The organism is Frankia sp. Hr75.2, from assembly GCF_949319125.1.
Classification (GTDB): Bacteria; Actinomycetota; Actinomycetes; order Frankiales; family Frankiaceae; genus Parafrankia; species Parafrankia soli.
On record NZ_CASGGV010000331.1, the window covers coordinates 13231 to 32135 of the forward strand.

Consider the following 18905-nt stretch of genomic DNA (forward strand, 5'->3'; position numbering starts at 1 on the left):
TCACCTCCTCCGTCGGGCGCGGACCAACGTCACCTGGGCATTCGCGTCCTCGGGTGGCGCGGTGGGGTCGACGAAGCAGGCGAGCCCCCAGGCGCCGCGCCGTGGCGCCGGAAGTGTGATCAGTGCCCGCTTCCGAGCGGTGACGTCGCGCGCCGGGAGACGGGCGAGCGCGGTGCCATGGGTGGCGCTCAGCGGCAGGATCCCGTCCGACCTGCCGACGACGACCAGCGGTGGCAGCCGGCAGGTGCGGTCACACACCACCTCGAGGACGGCCCGCCGCGGCCAGGGCAGCCGCGCCGGCCGGAGCTCGTAGGTCACCTCGACACCGCGCCCGGGGACGAGCACGGTGACCGGCGGGGAGACCACACGGTCCTCCTCCTCGCCGGTCACCGTCCGGACCGCTACGGTGACCGGATCCGAGCCGACCTGGATCTCCAGCCCGCCGCTGTCGATGTAGCGCCGCGGTCGGATCTCCACCTCACCGGTCGGCCCGTCGCCTGTGGAGCCGGCCGGGTACCACTGGACCCGTGCCAGGCTCGCGCCCTCCGGCCAGTCCCAGCGCAGCCGGACGGCATCGCCGAACCGAGCCGCTGTGAGCCCGCGGACCGCGTCCGCCAGCGAGATCGGCACCGTGGCGCCGACGACCGCGACGGAGCCGCCGGCGGCGCAGGTGACCGCGGTGAGGAAGGCGCGGCCGTGCCGCGGGCGGACGGGCAGCGCGACCCGTCCGTCGGCCCGGGTCACGGGTGCGCCGGGCAGCGCGACGCCGTGCCGGGAGACATCCGCGGCTGACACAGTGGTCCCCGCGGCCCACCTTGGTGCCGCGGAGGCCATCCGCACCTGCACCGTCCCGCTTGTCGGCGGCGTCCAGACAACGAGCGCCGACAACCCGTCCGACCGGGTCGACGTCCCGGACGGGGACGATGCCGTCTCGGTGGGAAGCTCGACGGCGAGGTCGCTCACCGCCTCAGGCGGCCGCTCCGGCCGGGCCGTGACGACCAGCCCGGCCGAGACGCGCCGAGCCCCGTCCGCTCCGAGGTACACCGCCTCGATCCGGTACTGGTAGGCCGTGCCCGACCGCAGGCGCATGTCGGTGAAGCCTGTGGCCGTGACGGAGGTCGGCCTTGTCCCGCGACCGGTCATGCCACGTTCGGTCCGGCGCACGTTGACCTCGTGGATCCCCGGATGCGCCCGCCACGTGCCGGTCACCGACTCCGCGTCGGTCGCCAGCACGAGGTCCTGGACCTCCGGGGTGAGGAGAACGGCGGCGGCATCCGCACCCGGCGACCAGATGCCCTCGGTGCGGGTGGCGAAGACCGTGTAGAAGACCCGTTCGCCCAGTGGAGCGGTCTCGTCGACCGCGGTGTTGGCCGGTGTCTCGGCGACCGGCTCCCCGGCGTCAGGCGTGGTGGCGGCTCGGCCGGTCGCGCGCACCAGCCGGTAGGCGACTTCGCCGGTGCGGGCGGGGCTGGGTGCCCACCGGACGCTCACCCGGGTCCCGTCGGCCCCCGCCTCGACCGACGGTGGTGGCGGCGGCGGGATCGCGCGGAGCCGGGCCTGGATGTCGTCGTGATCGGCCGCGATCTCGGCAGCCTCGGCCAGCAGCGCGGCGGTCTCCTCCGGCCGGTGACGCGACCATGCCTCGTCCGCCCCGGTCAGCAACGTCCGGACCCTGGCCTCGGCCGCCTCGACCTGTCCGGACATCTCGGCCCGCTCGGCGTCCGGCAACGCGGCGGCAAGCTGGCGAGCAGCGCGCAGCCGACCGGCCGCGAGCGCGTCGTGGATCTCCTGGACGGCGTTCCCGGACCCGGCTGCGCCCCCCCGCCAGGCCTCGGCGAGCGTGACCGCCAGCTCCTCGGCCTCCTCCAGGACCAGGCCCAGGGAGGCCGCCTGGTCGGCGATCGCGCGAGCGGGTAGACCCGCCTCGACCCCGCCGCGCAGCGCCTCGACGACCTCCCAGCCGATCAGGGTGTCGTACCCGGCCGGGGAGCGCACCGAGCCCAGGATGATCACGAAGATGTTCTCGGCCGCGGTCTGGCGCTCGTCCTGGGCCGCGCGGGCGCGGGCCTGGCGGGCCCGGGTCACCTCCTGCTCGTTGACGACGGCCGGCTCGGACACCAGCCGGAAGCCGTCCCGCAGCCTGAAGCCGGCCCGGACCCGCTCGGCGCCGAAGACGACGTCGGCGGACAGGCGCAGGCCGAGAACGGCCAGCGGTTCGCGCAACGAGCGCGCCTGACTCGGCGGCGGGCCGACCGGGAGCTTCCACTCCCGGTCCATGACCCGCAGGTTGTGCCGCTTCAGCGCGGCCCGGACGGTCGCCGCGTCGAGTGCACCCCCGCCGCTGCCCGCACCGGCGGCCCCCGCGGTCCCCGAGATCAGGCGGCCCACCATCGTCTCGCTGATACACGGGTTCGCCGCGGCCAGCGCGGTGACGAGGCGGTCCAGGTACTCCTGTTCCTCCTTGTGTGCCCGCTCGCGGCGTTCCCGGAAGGCCGCAAGCGTGAGCTGGCCGGAGCCCTTCAGCTCCGCGTGCGCCGCGAGCAGGGCATCCGCGACGGCGGCGTGGGTCTTCTTGAGCTTCAGAGTCCGCCAGTACTTCGTGACCTCCTCGACCCGCGCCTCGAACAGCTCCTTGTCACCCGCGGTGGCCTCGTCCAGCGCGTAGCGCGTGAAGAGGTCGTTCGGCACTCCCTGCTTCCGGGCGGGATCAACGACGCCCTTCCGGTACGCCTCGACGTCGAACGCCATTCCTCAGACCCCCGATGACGTGCAGTCCATTCGCCGGTCCCGCCGGCGCGGCGTAGATGCCCGCCGCACCCTCGGACGGGCGGCTATTCGCTGAGCGTGTACCGTGCCACGGCGTTGCGCGCCTTCTCGACCTGTTCCTCGGTGAGGCCCTGAATCTGCAGCTCGATGTGCAGGTCCTTTCCCGTCTTCAGCTCCACCGCGTGTACCCGCAGCACGCCGGTCTCGTTCATGGTGAAGGTGACGTCGATCGGGGAGTTACGCGGCAGCGGTGGCAGGCCGCTGATGAGACCCCGGCCGATCGCCGCGTTGTCGGCGAGTTCCGGGGAGACCGTGGCTCCGGCCTGTTCCCAGATCTCGATCTCGATCCCGGTCTGGTTGTCCTCGACTGTCCCGAACCGCTCGGTGTCGGGCGAGGCGGGCAGCGGCGTGTTGGGCGGCAGGATGTGCTCGACCTTCAGCCGCTTCAGAGCGGGGTCCGCGCTATCCACGACCTTGATGCCGAACGCGCGGGGCACGACCGTCCGGACCTTCTTCTCCGCGAGCTGGCGGACGGCTTCGGTCGTGATGCCCAGCTGGTCGGCGACCCGCTGCACGGCCGCCGGCGAGGCGGACGTACGGGAGTCGCCCTGTGTTCCCGGTGCCGCGTCCGAGTCCTCGGGGAGCTGGAGCTTCACCGACTCGATGAGCGCGAACCGGGCTGCCCCTTTCGCGACCGCGAGGTCGGGGTCGTGGAGCTTCGTCTCGAAGCCGAATCGCTTGTTCAGGCGGGCCGCGACGGCCGGCATCCGGGTGGCGCCGCCGACGAGGAGGACATCGTCGAACGACGTCACGCCCTTCTCCCGGGCGGTGGTGACGGTCCGCTCGGTGATGTCGAGGGTCCGTTCGAGCAGCTCGCCGGTGATCTGCTCGAACTCCTCGCGGGTCAGCTCGAGCCGTGCGGTGTCGCCGCCGAAACGCATGTTGTGCCGGCGCGACGTGGTACTGCTCAGCGCCTTCTTCATCTCCTCGGCGGCGATCGTGAGCTCCTGGAGGAAGTCCTCGTTGTCGCCTGCCTCGGAATCGGGGTGCTCGGCGAGAAAACCCTCCAACAGGTACCGGACGATCCTCTCGTCCCAGTCCACGCCACCGAGATGGTGGTCGCCGTCGGTGCAGACGACGTTGATCTCGTTGCCGGCGACTCGGATGACGGTCGTGTCGAACGTTCCACCGCCCAGGTCGTAGACCAGGATCGTGCGTTCGCCGGCGGGGGCGACGACCTCGTAGTGCAGGGCGGCGGCGACCGGTTCCGGCACGACGTTCAGGACGTTCAGGCCGGCGATCCGCCCCGCGTTCCGGGTGGCCTCCCGCTCGGCCACGCCGAAGTACGCGGGCACCGTTATCACGACGTCCCGGACTGGTTCGCCGGTGAACTCCGTCGCCGCTCGCGCCAGCTCGCTGAGGATCAGTGCGGAGATGCTCTCCGGAGTGTGCATGCTCCCGTGGAAGGAGAGTTCGACGTCCTGGCCCATCTGCCGCTTGATGAGCGACACCACGAGGTCGGGCTCGAGCTTCGCCGAGTTCTTCGCGTCCCGCCCGACGACCACGTTGTCAGGAGTCTCGAAGTAGACCACCGAGGGCGTGGTGTCCTCGCCGACCATGTTCTTCGTGACGGCGGGCCGCCCTGTGTCGTCGATGTAGGCGACACACGAATAGGTCGTCCCCAGGTCGATACCGTAGGTTGCCATGAATCCTCGCAGGTGTCGGAGACCGGGTTGGCGTCAGAGACCGGATTGAGCAGGGCTGGGCGGCGTCGGCGCGGAGGGCGCCGGGGGTGCCGGGGGCGCCGCGGTGGCTGGGGATGCCTCGGTGGCGTCGCTGCCCTCGGAACCAGGCCGCCGGCTGCGGAAAACCCGGGTACGCGCGGGGCGTCGCACCCGGCCGGTGTCCCGCTCCAGTACGCCGACCTGGGTGACCTCCGCGACGGTGTTGTGCCGGGCGGGGTCGTCGGTCGGCACGACTGACGCGGCAAGCTGGGCCCCGGACTGGAACCGGTCTCCGGGTTGTGGGCGGACCAGGTCGAAACCACACCGTTCCAGCGCGAGCTCGACGTCGTCGGCGAAGCTGGCGAGCAGGTTCGAGGTACGGGAGTCGCCACCGCCGGACATGCGTTCCGACTCGGCCGAGAGGCCGTCGTACAACCTGATCAGATCGGTCACGATCGGGTCCAGCAGCGCGCGACGGACACCGGAGCGCTGTTCGAGGCGTTCCTCGTGGAGCCGGTCAATCACGGCTTCCCGATGATCGGCCCGCCGGTGGAAGTCGGTGAGCGTGGCCTCGATGGCGGCCAGGCGTTCGACGACCGACACGAGCACGGCGGCGGTCGGCATGTCCGGCTCGCCGGCGTCCCATGGGACCGACCCGCCCGGCTCCGGGTCGCCGGCGGCCGGCGGGGTGTCCTCGCCGGGCGCCGCGGGCACCATGGGGTCGCCGTTCCACCAGCTGGTGGCGTCAGCTGGTGGTGTGCGGGTGCCGGCGCCCGCGTCGTTGCCGACCGGACCGCCAGCGGTCGGGTCGGGCCCCGTCGGCAGGGGTCGGCTGGAATCTTCGTGCATGTCGGCAGGCCAATCGGTAGACGACTGTGTCGCGATGGACGACCGTGCGGTGGCGCCTCCCCGCGCCGTCGCTGAGATCCGGACGCGTCGCGGATTTCATCTTCCGCGATGAGCACAGGTGGGCCGGTGCGGCTCCGGTGCGGCGGATGCTTTCTCTCAGGCAAGAAAACGCTGTCGCGAAGTACGTACTTGTCTGACGCCGCGCAAACAGATCTACGGGCTACTACCCGGATCCGGGCCGGTGGCCACCTCGGGGAATCCGGGTGCGCCACCGGACCGGCGGCAGCGACACGTGAAACCGGCGCTGGGCGTGACAAAAAAGATCATGACGTCCCCCGATGTCCTAGCAAATATAAGCACAGCTGGTGCCGAGCCTGTGGCGCAGGGCTGACCGGTGCCGGGGGGAAACCTGCCAGCCGTCTCTCAACGTGTCTTGAACTCCACTCGCCCTGCGTCCATGACGAAGGTTCCGTCACCACGGAGGACCGGTCGTCGCTCGCTGCGGGGACGCGAGTATGTCTCCACGTGTTCGATGACGGCCTCCTCCTCGGCGGTGAGGTCGATGCGCGCTATCGCAACCCAGTAGGAGAAGCTGTTCCGGTGGTACAGAGGTGTTTGTATCACCGAACCGGCATGGTCGTCGACCTCCACGACCGCCCGGAATCCACGGAACGACCCGATGCCGTTCTCGACCGCCGAGTACGCGCAGATGAGGATGTGTCGGAAGGCGCTCGGCCGGGCGATCACGATCGCCTCCCGGCCCCGATGGCGGTCTCCGGTCGTCAGGCAGATGTGCGGCGGCCGCTTGAGGGAGCCCTGGTCACGGTAGTAACAGACACCCTCGCGACCGTCGCTGTCGATGTAGAGCGCGTAGAGGTCGAGGTCCTTGTCCTTGCGTCGCCAGGTCAGCTCCGCTGTGATCTCGTGCTGGGGCCTTTTGATGGTCGCGGATGCGCCGGGCAGCAGCTTCACGTCCCCGAGTGGAGTTACCGCACGAGCGGAGGAGGCGCGTCGTTCGGCCTTCTCCGACCTGCTCTCTTCCTTGCCCTCGGCCGCGTCCGGTGCCACATCGGTGGCAGGAACCTGCTGACGCCGCAGTATGTCGTTGATCGGGACCGCGAAGCGGAAGCTCAGACCGGTCAGCCCGTCCGTGAATCCGAATCCGACCGCCCGGTAGTACCAGCCGTCCGCACGCCGGTACAGCTCGCCGGGTATGTGGACGAGGTCCGCCGGGCCCGGGGCGAGATCGATCCGGAGTATCTCCGTGTTGTCTTCCGCGTCGATCAGGCGCAGCCGTGTTTCGGGCGCGTCGACCACGCGGCCGCCCGTGGCCGACAGGGCCATCAGGATCTGGTCGTACCGCGGGGGGACGGCGTTCAGGTCGACCTGGGCTCGGTCGGTGGACACCGCCGCGTCCGTCCTGCCCAGATGCCGTACCGCCGCGCTGGAATCAGTGGGATCCGTAGGATCGGCGAACTGAATCGCGCGCGCGGACCCCGCCGCCCCGGCATTGTTCGCGGGGAGCACGAGGATGAGGTCGAGCTGGGGTGTGGTAGGGGTTTTCACCCAGTTCAGAACCACGTGGATCCGCCGCGGGCGGAGCGCGATCTGGGGGAGCATCGTCAGCGACACGAGCAGTACTCTCCTGAGTCGCTGTGATGGTAACCCCGGACCGGTCCGGGGTGTGCCCGGTCCGCCGAACTGGTTACGCGGGTACCGCCATGGTGACAGCCGGCCGGGCCGGGACGAGTATCTGGGTAGGCTTGCCGTGTGGAAGGCGGTGCTGAGATGCCGACGGTGAACGCTGACGCGGGGTTGGTGCCGCTGCGCAGGGCTCTCGCGGCCCGACTCGCGCCGCGAGCCTGGGAACGGTTCGGTGTTCTCGTCGATAATCTGGAAACCGCATGGTCCGCGGCGGACAGTGGCGAATTCGACAATGCCGTGCTGCGGCTGGATCTCGCGGTGCGCAAGCGCGCCAGCCGGCTCGGCGAGGAGCCGCTTGTTCCCATGACGCCACCGGTCCGGGAACGGGTGAACAGAATGATTCATGTTCTCACCGAGGTGTCGGGCCGCGACGCCGTCGGCCCCGGGAACCGTCGGCGCCCCGGGTCGTCGGAGATCCCGGCCCCGGCCGACACCGGCCACTGAGGGTGGCCGGACGCTCGGGGTCGGTTCCACCGGCCGGCCGGACCGCGGGTGCCGGGCCTGAACCAGCGGCGCACGAGCTCTGGGGGGCCGAACTCGTTGTCCACCTGTTTGCTCCGGTGGATGGGCCCGAAGCGGCGGACGCGTACGGGTTTCTCCGGGACGTCTGGTCGGCGTGCCGCCGCACTCTGAAGATGGGATCGGCTCTCGACCGGTTGGGAGTGCCCGCCGACCTGCCGGGTTCGGTTGGCGACCTGCCTTCCCGAGGTCTGCTCGCCGCCCAGCTCAACCTGGGCGACGGGACGCACCAGGCGCTGTTCCGGCGGGACCACGACCTGCTCTGTCTGTCCGTGATGCTCGCCCCGGCGGTGGACGACGGTGCCCTCGACTGGTCCGCGCCGGAGGACCAGTGGAGCGGCGTGGCGGATGAGCCGCCCGCCTCGCTGGTCGGCGCCGTGCGTCTCTACCAGGGGCATCTCGGCCGCTCGGAGGCGGGTCCGCGGGCGGTGGTGACCGCGGCCCCCGAGCTCGCCCGCACCTGCGCCAACGCCGGGTCCGGGTGGCACCAGACGCCCGGATGGGAGGAACGCGGTGCCACCACCGGCCTGGGGTTCGCAGTGTGGGAACCGGCCGCTCCGGCGGACGACCAGATCGAGCGGAGGCTGCTTGTCCTGGTTCCGGGCTCACGGGACGGAGAACTGGTCGCCTGGACGTGGAACCGCCGGGACGCCGCCGCGCCCGCTTTCCAACGCTATCTGGCCGGGGCGGCGAAGGTCCGCTACCAGTGGCGTGTTCGGGACGGCGGGGACGCGGTCCACGGCCTGCGCGACCGGCTCGACGAACGGGGAGCACGGCTGCGGGAGTTCCTGCGCGACCCGGTCCCGTTCCCGGACCGCGTCGCCGCCTGTGTGCAACAGCTTCACGTCGACCAGGTGGACCTGACGACCGTCACCACGAGGATGACGGAGATGCGGCACAGCGTGAAGATCTCCGGGGCCAACATGGCGGCGATCCTGGCGGCCGATGGGACCGTGCCTCGCGACGGCGACCCGTTCGCCACTGACCGGCGGCTGGTGGAGCACGTGGTCGACCAGCTCGACGACGACCTGGTCTTCCTCGGCGCGGCGGGCACGCGCGTCGAGGCGGTCCTGGCCCTCGCGGCCCGGTCGACCCGGCACGTCCGGTCTGCCGAGCACGTCCGGTCGGCACCGGACATCCAACTCGATCCGGAGGAGATGACCCAACTGCGCGCGGAGCTCGCGGCGGCCTTCGGCGCCGGGGTACGGGCGTCTCAGCTGCTCGAGGAGATCGGTCTGCCCCGCGCGCGCCAGTTCGTTCAGGGCGGTGCGACTCCGCTGGAATGGTGGACCGAGATGCTCCGGGAGCTCGGCAACGGCGCGGTCGACCGGCCGTACCGCAGCACGCTGGAGGCCGCGCTGCGGGAGTACGGCTACAACGACGTCTTCGTCCGTCTGGCCCGTCGCCACGGGCTGCGCTGACCCCGGCGCCCGGAGAGCGCCGCGGGAGCCGACGCGGCCCGGCGAGCGCTGGAGCAGGAAACGAGCTTCTCCAGCAGGGTCCGATCGGTGATCGACTCGTTCCTGCTCACGTCCGGGCACTTCTGCTCAGGCGTGCCTGGGGACGGAAAGGTGCCGCGATCTGGCCGAGCCAGCTCGCCGGCATGGCCTCGCCGATGGCGTAGAGCGGGACGACGGTCGAGCACGAACCGGCGCACGGCGTCGGGGAACACGGCGTGCACGGCCGGCCCGACGACCCCGAGCGTGACCGCGACGGCGATCGTGATCGGCAGCCGGTTGGCGAAGGTGTGTACGACGTCGACGGCCCAGTCCGGCCGCGACGGCCGGCGGACCAGGGGATCAGTTGCTCGAGCGGGACGAAGACCAGCGCGCAGATGAGAAAGCCGATCAGTAGCTGCGGCCGTTCCAGTACACCGACCGCAGGAGCCGGAGTCTCGGTGTCGCGCTCATTCCGCCGGGGCCATGCTAGCCCGCGGGGAAGAACTGCACTATTGCTGTTGCCCGTTCGACACCCAACGTTCACCAGCATCACCTGCCTGACGATTACCCGGAGCTACGGCCGGATCTATTCGGGCAGCTCCGGATCGGCCGTCCCGGGCTGTATCGCGGGGTTCGCAGGGCGAGACTTCTTCTGATTCATCGGGTGGCTGTTCAGTGGTGGCCGAACGGTTCGTCCGCACGGTCCGGACCGAGGTTGCCGGCCGGGTGCCGATCTTCGGCTGGAGGGTGGGCTCCGTTCCGGTGGCTGCTAGCGGATGGAGCCGTCCGGCCAGGTCCAGATCGGCACCTCGCGGAGAGGGTGCAGCTGATCGTCGGTCTCGGCGTTCGAGTTCTGCAGCGCGACCTGGGAACCGAATTCGACGTGGGAGCGCAGGGTCTCCCGGAACGGTTCGTCTGTGGGCAGCCCAGCCTTGTCCGCCGCGGCCATATACAGCTCGACGAAGCGTTGCCGCTGGTGTTCCTGGATTTTCAGGCCTCGGTGCGCGTCGATCAGGTGGGGGAAGCCTCCGAGCTCCTGGGTGTAGCGGTCGGGACCGCCGAACGTCTCGGCGGTGAACGCGGTGAGATGGTCGACGTGGTCAGGGTGGCCCGCACCGAACAGCGGCTGCAGCAGCGGGTCGGCCAGAACGCTGGAGTAAAAGACATCAACGAACCGGCGCAGTGCCGGCTCGCCCCCAGCATGATCAATGATCGACGTCATGGTTACTGCTTACGCAGCCGCGATGGTGAGGCTGCTCTCGCTCGCCCCCGCGCCCCCGTCCTGCTGTAACGGGATGGCCGCCGCGGCCTCCGTCGGCAGGTCTCCGGGTGCGTCCCGCTCGCCGGCGGAGGGCGGTTCGCCTGCGGGACGAGAGGCTTCCGGCTCGGTGGGCATGTCGACAGTTCTCGCCGCCGGCATCCACCTTGTAATCGGCAGCCGCCCCCGAACAGGCGCCGGTACCCACCAGCGCTGGTCCGCCAGCAGGCGTGCCCGACGGACCGGTCGGCCGAGCGCTGAGCCGGTCGGGTGGGCCTCAGATCGTGGTGACCATCCCGCCGTCGATCACGATGTTCGCGCCGGTGATGTTGGCTGCCCGGGAGCTGGCCAGGAACAGCACCACGTCGGCCACCTCCTCCGGCCGTGAGAACCGCCCGGTGACCGTGCCCGCCGCGACCGCGGCGGCCACCTCCTCCGGGTGCTCACCCTGCCTGGCACCGACCTGCGCCGCCATGCCGGCCGGCCCGAGCCAGAGGCTGGTGGCCACCGGTCCGGGATCCACCGTGTTCACCCGGATTCCGCGTCCACCGAACTCCTTCGACACGGATTTGGCGACGTTTCCCAGTGCCGCCTTGGCCGCCGAGTAGTCCAGCACCGCCGGGTCGGGAAGCCGCGCGTTCACCGAGCCGATGTTGACGATCACACCGCCGCCGCCGGCGGCGAGGAACACCGGTATCGCGGCCCGCATCGCACGCACCGCCGCCATCAGGTCGAGCTCGATGGTGCGGGACCACATCTCGTCGGTGATCGCGAGGAAGCCGTCCAACCGCGCCGGCGCCGCGCCGACGTTGTTCACAAGGATGTCGAGGCGATCACCTGCCGCTGCCACCAGCCGGGCCGGGCTGTCCGGTTCGGCGAGGTCGAGGGCGAGCGCGGTGGCGCCATGCCGGTCCACAAGTTCGGAGAGTGCGTCGGTGACGGTGCGGGAACCGGCGACGACCCGCGCACCCGCACCCGCCAGTCCCTGCGCGATCGCCAGGCCGATCCCGCCACCCGCGCCGGTGACGACGGCGACCTTGCCTTCGAGTTCGAGTTCCATACCGTGGACGGTAGGGGTCGGTCCCGGATTCTGCTTCTGTCAGGTGATTCCCTCGAATGCCCCCGGGATCTCGATCATGATTTCGCCGGTGGGGGAGGTCCCGAAACCGGGCGGAGGACAGTCATTCGACTCGCGCTCGCAACTCACCGCACGGCCGGACGGGCGCTGAGCGGTGTGAGCACGACCTTCGCGCGGGCGTGTTCGACCTCGAGGTAGCGGATGGCCTCCGGCGCCTCACTCAGCGGGTAGGCGCGGTCGATGACCGGGGTGATCCGGCCCGCCTCGATCAGCTCGCGCAGCGCCGAGAGCCTCTGTCCGGAGGGTTTCGGTGTGGGCGCGATCAGTCGGTGCGGCACGAAGCGGGCGGCGAGCATGCCCCGGATGAACAGGCCCATCGGTCCGACCAGGCTGACTCCGGTGGACGTCCCCCCGCCGGACAGCACCAGCGTCCCGCCCGGCGCCACCGCTCGGCGCAGGGCGGTCAGGGAACGGTTGGCGACCAGGTCGAACACGACGTCGTAGCGAAGGCCGGCCCGGGTGAAGTCCTCCTGCCGGTAGTCGACGACGTGGTCGGCGCCCAGCGAGCGCACGAGCTCGGCGTTGCGGGCGCTGCACACGGCGGTCACCTCGGCGCCGAGCGCCCTGCCGACCTGCACCGCGAACGTCCCGACGCCGCCGGACGCCCCGTTGATCAGGAGCCGCTGGCCGGCGGCCAGACCGGCCTCGTCGCGCAGGCAGACCAGCGCGGTGTTGCCAGCCAGCGGCACCGCGGCGGCCTGCTCGTAGGTCAGGTTCGCCGGCATGGCGCCGAGCACATCCTGTGGAGCGCACACGTACTCGGCGAAGGCCCCGTCGGCCTCACCGAAGACGTCGTCGCCGGGACGCAGGCCGGTGACGCCGGGCCCGGCCGCGACGACCTCGCCGGCGAAGTCGGTGCCGAGGATTCTGTTCTGCGGGCCGCGCAGGGACACCCCGGGCAGCACGAGGCGGGCGAGGTACGGGTCGCCCCGCATGACGTGCCAGTCGCGGGCGTTGAGCGACGCCGCGCGCACCCGCACGAGCACCTCGTCCCGGGCCGGGGCGGGCTGCGCGACGTCATCGAGCCGCAGGACGTCCGGCGGCCCGTAGCCGTTCTGGACGATCGCCCTCATCGGGTCGTTCCGGCTGCGGGCGGCCGGTTGACGGTGGTGTGGACCATGCGTCTGATCGTTTCCGACGGCGCCACCGGTGTTCATCGGAGCACAGGCCCGAGTCGGGTCGGCCGATCGACGGATGTGACAGCCATACTTTCGGGGGCATCGGCAATGTGGGTGTTACCTTCTTTTGGAGGAAGCACCCACTAGGTGGAGGCTGTCGGATGTCGAGTTCGGAGTCGCGGCGGTGGTGGGCACTGGGGGCGGTCAGCCTGAGCGTGCTCGCCGTCAGCCTGGACGGCACGGTCCTGTCGGTGGCTCAGCCGACGCTGTCGACGGCGCTCGACGCGTCGCAGTCCGATCTGGTGTGGTTCTCCGCCGGTTACCTGCTCGTGCTGGCCGCGGCCGTGCTGCCCGTCGGCCTGGCAGGTGACCGTTTCGGGCGCCGCCGGGTCCTGCTCGTGTCGCTGGCCGTCTTCGGGCTGGGGTCCGTGGTCTGCGCCTGCGCGGGGTCGGCGGGGGTGTTCCTGGCGGGACGGCTGTTCCAGGGCCTGGCCGGCGCCGGCATCACCGTGATGGCGCTGTCGGCCCTGATCGTTCTGTTCGACGAGCAGGAGCGCCCGAGAGCAGTGGGGATCTACCAGGCGGCTACGTTCGTTGCCCTGCCGCTCGGCCCGATTCTCGGTGGCTGGATGCTGTCGCGGTTCTGGTGGGGCTGGGTCTTCCTGCTCAACGTTCCGGTCGTCGTCCTCGCGGCAGTGATCGGCTTCGTCCTGATCCCGGAGTCGCGAGCGACGCGACGTCCTGGACTGGACCCGGTCGGCACCGCGGCGTCAGCGGCTGGACTGGCATTGGTGATCTACGGTCTGGTGCGCGCTGGGGAGCGCGGCTGGGGCAGCCTGGACGCGCTGCTGTCGATGGCCGCCGGGGCCGCCGCGGTGGTCGGGTTCGTCTGGTGGGAGCGCAGGCTCGGTCGGCGGCCGACCGGCCGGCCGCTGGTCGACCCGCGGCTCCTGCGGCCGGGGCCGTTCCTGTGGGGATCGGTGCTCGCCGCGGTCGCGGGCCTGGCGATGATCGGGGTGCTGTTCACGATGCCCCAGTACTTCCAGGGTGTGCGCGGTACCGGAACCCTGGGCAGCGGCCTGCGTCTGCTGCCCCTCATCGGTGGCATGGTCGTCGGCGCCGGGCTCGCCGGCCGACTCGCACCGGCGATCACTGTGCGGCTGGCGACAGCGCTGGGATTCGTACTCCTGGCGGGCGGTCTCGCCGTGGGAGCCACCACGACGCCCACCTCTGGCACGGTGTTCACCGCGGGTTGGACGGCGCTGGTCGGCGCGGGGACAGGACTGGCCCTGTCGGTGGCGACCGCGGCGGCGCTGGCCGGGCTGTCGGCCGAACGCAGCGGCACCGAGTCCGCTGTCGTGCAGGCCTTCAACAAGACGAGCGGCCCACTCGGCGCGGCGATCACCGGCAGCGTCCTCGTCGCGGTCTACCATGCCCGCCTCGGCAGCGCCCGCCTCGACGGGATTGGGCTGCCGGCGACGGTGGCCGAGAGCGCGCGCAGGAGCCTCTACGACGGTACGGCCACCGCGCACGCGGCCGGGGCACCCGGACTGGAACAGGCGGTCCGGGCGGCGTTCGTCGACGGGATGAGCGCGGCGTGTCTGGCATCAGCCGCGATCGCCGTGCTCGGAGCCGTCGCGGCCCTGGCCGTCCTTCCCAGTGGCCGATCCCGTAGAACGGAGACCGGCCAGCAGACCGAGGAGGGGACCGCCGATGCCGTCGCGCACTGAGCCGTCACGCGGTGACCGGGCTGCGCCTGGTCTGCGGGAACGCAAGAAAGCCCGGACCAGGGCCGCCATCCAGGCCCACGCCCTGCGGCTGTTCCGCGAACAGGGCTACCACGCGACCACCGTCGACCAGATCATCGACGCCGCGGAAGTCTCGGAGACGACCTTCTTCCGCTATTTCCCCGCGAAAGAGGACGTCGTTTTCCAGGACGACCTAGACCCATTGATCATTGAGGCTTTCCAGAGCCAACCCACGGAACTTTCGCCGATCCAGGCGATACGTGCCGCTATTCGCCAGCAGTTCGACGCCCTGACCCCAGAACAGCGGCAGGCGATTCAGGAACGCACCTCGCTCATTGTCGCCGAGCCCGCGTTGCGCGCTGCCATGCTCGACCAGATCTCCCAGACCATGCTCCTGCTGGCCGACGCGATTGCCGAACGGACGGGACGTCCAAAGAGCGACCTCGCCGTGCGTACCGTCGCCGGCAGCGCCATCGGCGCCATGCTCGCCACCCTGCCGGCCCTGGCCGACAGCCCCGAAGCGGACCTGCCCGCCCTCGTCGACCAGGCCCTCGGCCACCTCGAAGCCGGACTACCGGTATGACCTGGCACAGAGTCCTTCAGCCTAGTCCCCTCCTGGCGGTGTGAGTAGGGGCGGCGGTGCTACGGATCGGTCCGGAGGCGGAGGCGTCGTAAGGCTCGGGCTGGTAGGAGCCGTCTCGGCTGTCGGCGCCACGGCTGGGGCCTCCGGGCTGGCAGGAGCCGTCTCGGCTGTCGCCGCCCTGGCTGGGGCCTCCGGATCACAGGCGGTGCCGTCGTTGTCGCGATCCAATCCTGACCGGTAGCCGGGGGCGCCGCGTGGGATCGGCGCCACCCCTGCGGCCCGGGCGGCATCACAGTTCGCGTAGTACACATCGGACTGGGCCGGCGCTGGGGCGGGCGCCGGCACCTGGGAACTCAGCCGCGCAGGCGCGGGAGCAGGCGCTTGAGGCGGAGCACTGGTCCGGATGGACGGAGGATCCTCACCCGGTGGGGCAGCCGGCGGTGCGTTTCCCGCGTTCGAAGGGATCTGAGCCGGGACGGACGCAGGAGTGCCTGGCTGCCGCGCGTTCGTGTCCTGCACCGCCCGTCCCGACTGGCGGGTGCTGGGCGCGGCGGTCGATGTCGTGGTGAGGGCCGGACTCTCGACGAGCGGCGAGCTGGAGGGTGTTGGCATCGGTGCCGCGAGGATTCGTCTGCCCTGGTCGGCCGACTGCGGAGACATGTGGGTATCCGGTCGCGCGGCGGCTCCGGTACACCCGGCCAGCGTCGCGATCGACGCAGCGATGAGCGCCAGACGTGCCCTGCCCACGGCTTCCCCCTCACCCCGTCAGCCGGGTGGACGGTACAGGCCGGAGCACGCCACAGGTCACAACGGGGCATCAATGTCCCGTCGAATGCAGGGTGTGCCGCCGACTACCTGGCCAAGCCGTGCTCGTATCCCGTCCTGCGGGCTAGCCGCGCTCGACGGTTCGTAGTCCTTGTTCGGGGGTCCACGACTCGATGACGAGTCTGGTGGCCTCGGGGTTGAGGTGGGTGACGGCGTATCGGCACCTGTTCAGGTCTGTCGGATGACGATGAGGCAGGTGTCGTCGTCGGTGTCCGGGGTGGTGTGCGCGAGCAGGTGATCGGCCCGGTGCGAGACGTCGAAGCCCGGTGCGGCCGCGATCCGCAGCAGCGCGTGGAGGGATTCGTCCAGCCCGGTTCCGCGGCGTTCGATGAGGCCGTCGGTGAAGAGAAGCAGGACGTCGTCCGGCTCAAGAACGTGGACGGTTTCCTGGTAGTCGACATCGGGTTCGACGCCGAGCAGGAGCCCGTCGGGCATCGGAAGGGCGTGGGCGGAGCCGTCCCGGACGAGCACGGGCGGCAGATGCCCGGCGCGGGCCCAGCGCAGCGCACGCTCGGCGGGACGATAAAGGCCACAGATGACGGTGGCGGTGATGTTGTCGGCGAGGTGGTAGGTGACGTTGTTGAGCCAGCGCAGCAGCTGCCCGGGGCCGGCGCCGGTGACCGCGAGGCCGCGCAGGCTGTTGCGCAGGGTCACCATGCCGGCCACGGTCCTGATGCTGTGCCCGGCGACGTCACCGACGACGAGCAGGACCTCGCCGGTCGGCAGGGTGACCGCGTCATACCAGTCGCCACCGACAAGGTGCTCCTGCTCGGCGGGGCGGTAGCGGACGGCGACCGCGAGACCGCCGAGGTCGACGGGCTCCTCGGAGCTGGGCAGGATCGCCCGCTGCAGGGCGAGCGCGAGCTGATGCTGGCCGTCGGCCCGCGCCTCCGAATCGGCGAGCTGGTCCCGGGTGGCGTCAAGGACGACCTGCGTGCGGTAGTGGCTGGTCAGGTCCTGGTAGATGCCGCGGACGGCGACCGTCACGCCGGCGGCGTCGGTCACCGGCTCGGCGAAGGCGCGGAGCTGGCGCAGCGTCCCGTCGCTGCCGATGACCCGGAACGATCCCGAGGCGGCCCGACCGAGCCGTAACAGCGCGTCACGCAGGTGGTCCACGGCCGCCCGGTCGTCCGGGTGGATGTGCGGATCGAGGTCGTCGAGCGGGACGGGTGACATCGTGCGGTCACGCTGGAAGAGCTCGTAGACGTGGTCGGTCCAGCGCACGGCCCCGGTGCGGACGTCCTCCTGCCAGCCGCCGAACCGGCCGAGGCGTTGCAGGTGGCCGGCCAGGGAACCGCCCGCGCCACCGCCGCCGACCGGCCGCCAACTGATCACGACTCCGTCGAGGAAGGGGGCGATGCGGACGTCGAGCTCCTCGGCGACGAGCACGTCGTCGACCAGGACGAGCAGGGCGATGCCGTCGGCCTGGTACTGCTCGCCGGTACGCACGACCGCCACGGCCCGCTCGAGCAGGCCGGCGTCGGCGGCCATGAGCGGGTAGAGGTCGAGCAGGCGCCGGCCACGCAGCTGGGCCGGGTGCCTGCCGGCCGGGTCGACGAAGCCCTCGTTCACGTGGTCGACGTGGAAGTCGAGGATCTCGCCGTCCTCGGCGCGCACCGCGTGGGCCAGCAGCACCGACCCGGCGACGGCGTCGAGGAGGGCGGGCAGCCAGGCCGTTCGCCCGCCGAGGGTCTGTGGCTGCGCCGAGCGGGTGTCGGCGGAGAATCCGCCCGGGTGCAGGCCGCGCAGGCACAGGCCCGCGAGCGCGACGAGCTCGCGTCGGAGCCCGGCGGTGAACTCCGCGAGCGGGGCGGGCCAGCAGATCTCCATGGCGCCCACGACGGCGCCTGCCTGCAGGAACGGCAGCGCCGCCCGCGCCCCGAGCCAGGGACCCACCCGCGGCACCGAGCCGACGCCCGCCCGGCCACCCGCCGGGACGTCGGACGGGACATCCGTCGGGACGTCGGTCGGATCGTTCGCCTCGGGCGGTGAGCCCTCGGGCCACCACTGCGGCGTGGCGCCGCGGGCCGCGCGCATCGCCACGCAGTCCAGCTGCGGCGGGATGCGTTGCCACCGGCTCGCCTCGAGCGGCCCCAGGCCGGTCTCGCCCACCAGGGTGAGCGCGCCATCGGATTCCAGCATCCAGAAGGCCACGGCGACGGCACCCTGATGGGCCAGGACCTCGGTGAACACGGCCTCGGCGACCGGGCAGCCATCGGTGGCGTGGCTGACCGCGGCCTCGGCCAGCCACAGGCGGCGCCGGGCGCCGTCGTCGAGCGGGGGTCGATGGAGTGTTCTGGTGGTCCCGCCGAGCACCTCGGCGGCGAACTCGTCCGGGGTGACCCCGGAGGCGGATGCGAGACGGCGCAGCTGGTCACCGGCCTCGGTGACCGAGCAGCGCAGCCGTTCGGCCAGGACCCCGACGGCCATGTCGATCAGAGCGTCGGCGGCGGACCGCGCCCGGAGCTCCGCCAGCTCCCGCTGCTGACGGGCGATCACATGGAGTAGCCCCGTCGCGGTGTGGTCGCGGGGGCCGGCGCTACTCTGCGACGCCCGGGACACACCTCTCCTCGTCCGCTCCGGGTAGTGGGGTTTCGGGGAGTGGCGGTCCGACCAGGCAGCGGTATGTGACCGAGAAGTGAGACTTAATCCGTCTACTCTACTGCGGGACATCCGCGAGGATCGGGACATCTCTCATGCCGCTTCTCGCGCCGCTTGGCACAGCGGCCGCACGACCGGGCTGGAGGACGACACGGTGACTGAGGTAACGGCGCGTAACCAGACCCCGGCCCAGCTGGACGACCCGGCGCTGCGTCAGTTGCTCGCCGGTCTCACCGCCGTGCGGGGTGGGGATTTCGGAACCCGGCTGCCGCGCGTCGGCGACGAGCTGATGGACGAGATCGCCACCGTCTTCAACGGGATGATCGACCAGCTCGCGCTGTTCACCTCCGAGGTGACGCGGGTGGCCCGGGAGGTCGGCACCGAGGGAAAGCTCGGCGGGCAGGCCGAGGTGCCGGGCGTCTCGGGCTCCTGGAAGGACCTCACCGACAACGTCAACGCGATGGCCGGAAACCTGACCGGCCAGGTCCGTGACATCGCGCAGGTCGCGACGGCGGTCGCGGAGGGCGACCTCTCCCAGAAGATCACCGTGCAGGCCCGGGGCGAGATCCTGGAGCTCAAGAACACCATCAACACGATGGTCGATCAGCTTTCGGGTTTCGCGGACGAGGTGAC

At 71.2% G+C, this 18905-nt stretch carries 14 protein-coding genes; 5 read left to right on the forward strand and 9 right to left on the reverse strand.

All coding sequences use genetic code 11. From position 1 onward, the window contains the following. The 4 genes from AC559T_RS31330 to AC559T_RS31345 form a co-directional block, all read right to left on the reverse strand. Complete coding sequence (locus tag AC559T_RS31330; protein WP_498871003.1) at positions 1 to 2748, reverse strand: SaeA-related protein; 2748 nt, start codon at positions 2746 to 2748, stop codon at positions 1 to 3. 83 nt (positions 2749 to 2831) lie between these two features. Beyond that, positions 2832 to 4472 carry an Hsp70 family protein gene (locus tag AC559T_RS31335; protein ID WP_498871004.1) on the reverse strand — a complete coding sequence of 547 codons (1641 nt, stop codon included), beginning with the start codon at positions 4470 to 4472 and terminating at the stop codon, positions 2832 to 2834. A 33-nt stretch (positions 4473 to 4505) separates the two neighbouring features. After that, a complete protein-coding gene (locus AC559T_RS31340) occupies positions 4506 to 5339 on the reverse strand; it encodes a hypothetical protein (protein WP_498871005.1) in 834 nt (277 codons plus the stop codon). 423 nt (positions 5340 to 5762) lie between these two features. Continuing rightward, the gene (locus tag AC559T_RS31345; protein ID WP_498871006.1) at positions 5763 to 6971 is read right to left on the reverse strand and encodes a TerD family protein; all 1209 of its coding nucleotides are present in this window, start codon (positions 6969 to 6971) and stop codon (positions 5763 to 5765) included. 165 nt (positions 6972 to 7136) lie between these two features. Between AC559T_RS31345 and AC559T_RS31350 the strand changes: the two genes are divergently transcribed. Beyond that, the gene (locus tag AC559T_RS31350; RefSeq protein WP_157904315.1) at positions 7137 to 7487 is read left to right on the forward strand and encodes a CATRA system-associated protein; all 351 of its coding nucleotides are present in this window, start codon (positions 7137 to 7139) and stop codon (positions 7485 to 7487) included. A 2-nt stretch (positions 7488 to 7489) separates the two neighbouring features. Further along, the gene (locus AC559T_RS31355) at positions 7490 to 8983 is read left to right on the forward strand and encodes a CATRA conflict system CASPASE/TPR repeat-associated protein (RefSeq protein WP_498871007.1); all 1494 of its coding nucleotides are present in this window, start codon (positions 7490 to 7492) and stop codon (positions 8981 to 8983) included. Between the two features lie 787 nt (positions 8984 to 9770). Here AC559T_RS31355 and AC559T_RS31360 read toward each other — a convergent pair. The 3 genes from AC559T_RS31360 to AC559T_RS31370 all read right to left on the reverse strand — a co-directional run bounded on the left by AC559T_RS31360 (position 9771) and on the right by AC559T_RS31370 (position 12470). Beyond that, entirely contained in the window at positions 9771 to 10223 is a 453-nt protein-coding gene (locus tag AC559T_RS31360; RefSeq protein ID WP_498871008.1) for a group II truncated hemoglobin, read from the reverse strand. 313 nt (positions 10224 to 10536) lie between these two features. Beyond that, complete coding sequence (locus AC559T_RS31365) at positions 10537 to 11319, reverse strand: SDR family oxidoreductase (protein ID WP_498871009.1); 783 nt, start codon at positions 11317 to 11319, stop codon at positions 10537 to 10539. 143 nt (positions 11320 to 11462) lie between these two features. Beyond that, positions 11463 to 12470, reverse strand: a complete 1008-nt coding sequence (locus AC559T_RS31370) for an NAD(P)-dependent alcohol dehydrogenase (RefSeq protein WP_498871010.1) — start codon at positions 12468 to 12470, stop codon at positions 11463 to 11465. A 206-nt stretch (positions 12471 to 12676) separates the two neighbouring features. Between AC559T_RS31370 and AC559T_RS31375 the strand changes: the two genes are divergently transcribed. Beyond that, entirely contained in the window at positions 12677 to 14245 is a 1569-nt protein-coding gene (locus AC559T_RS31375; protein WP_498871011.1) for an MFS transporter, read from the forward strand. Further along, the gene (locus AC559T_RS31380) at positions 14229 to 14846 is read left to right on the forward strand and encodes an acyl-CoA-like ligand-binding transcription factor (protein ID WP_498871012.1); all 618 of its coding nucleotides are present in this window, start codon (positions 14229 to 14231) and stop codon (positions 14844 to 14846) included. The genes AC559T_RS31375 and AC559T_RS31380 overlap by 17 nt, the downstream gene beginning before the upstream one ends. Positions 14847 to 14867: 21 nt before the next feature. Here AC559T_RS31380 and AC559T_RS31385 read toward each other — a convergent pair whose 3' ends face one another. After that, positions 14868 to 15506 (reverse strand): excalibur calcium-binding domain-containing protein, encoded by a 639-nt coding sequence (locus tag AC559T_RS31385; protein ID WP_498871013.1) that lies wholly within the window; start codon positions 15504 to 15506, stop codon positions 14868 to 14870. Between the two features lie 333 nt (positions 15507 to 15839). Further along, complete coding sequence (locus AC559T_RS31390; RefSeq protein ID WP_498871014.1) at positions 15840 to 18233, reverse strand: SpoIIE family protein phosphatase; 2394 nt, start codon at positions 18231 to 18233, stop codon at positions 15840 to 15842. A 193-nt stretch (positions 18234 to 18426) separates the two neighbouring features. Here AC559T_RS31390 and AC559T_RS31395 point away from each other — a divergent pair. Further along, the coding region (locus AC559T_RS31395; protein ID WP_498871015.1) for a HAMP domain-containing protein at positions 18427 to 18905 on the forward strand (479 nt) is incomplete at its 3' end.

Coding starts and splice junctions, on each gene's coding strand:
- AC559T_RS31330 (WP_498871003.1), bottom strand. CDS start 2,748: ATGGCGTTCGACGTCGAGGCGTACCGGAAGGGCGTCGTTGATCCCGCC.
- AC559T_RS31335 (WP_498871004.1), bottom strand. CDS start 4,472: ATGGCAACCTACGGTATCGACCTGGGGACGACCTATTCGTGTGTCGCC.
- AC559T_RS31340 (WP_498871005.1), bottom strand. CDS start 5,339: ATGCACGAAGATTCCAGCCGACCCCTGCCGACGGGGCCCGACCCGACC.
- AC559T_RS31360 (WP_498871008.1), bottom strand. CDS start 10,223: ATGACGTCGATCATTGATCATGCTGGGGGCGAGCCGGCACTGCGCCGG.
- AC559T_RS31365 (WP_498871009.1), bottom strand. CDS start 11,319: ATGGAACTCGAACTCGAAGGCAAGGTCGCCGTCGTCACCGGCGCGGGT.
- AC559T_RS31370 (WP_498871010.1), bottom strand. CDS start 12,470: ATGAGGGCGATCGTCCAGAACGGCTACGGGCCGCCGGACGTCCTGCGG.
- AC559T_RS31375 (WP_498871011.1), top strand. CDS start 12,677: ATGTCGAGTTCGGAGTCGCGGCGGTGGTGGGCACTGGGGGCGGTCAGC.
- AC559T_RS31380 (WP_498871012.1), top strand. CDS start 14,229: ATGCCGTCGCGCACTGAGCCGTCACGCGGTGACCGGGCTGCGCCTGGT.
- AC559T_RS31385 (WP_498871013.1), bottom strand. CDS start 15,506: ATGTCTCCGCAGTCGGCCGACCAGGGCAGACGAATCCTCGCGGCACCG.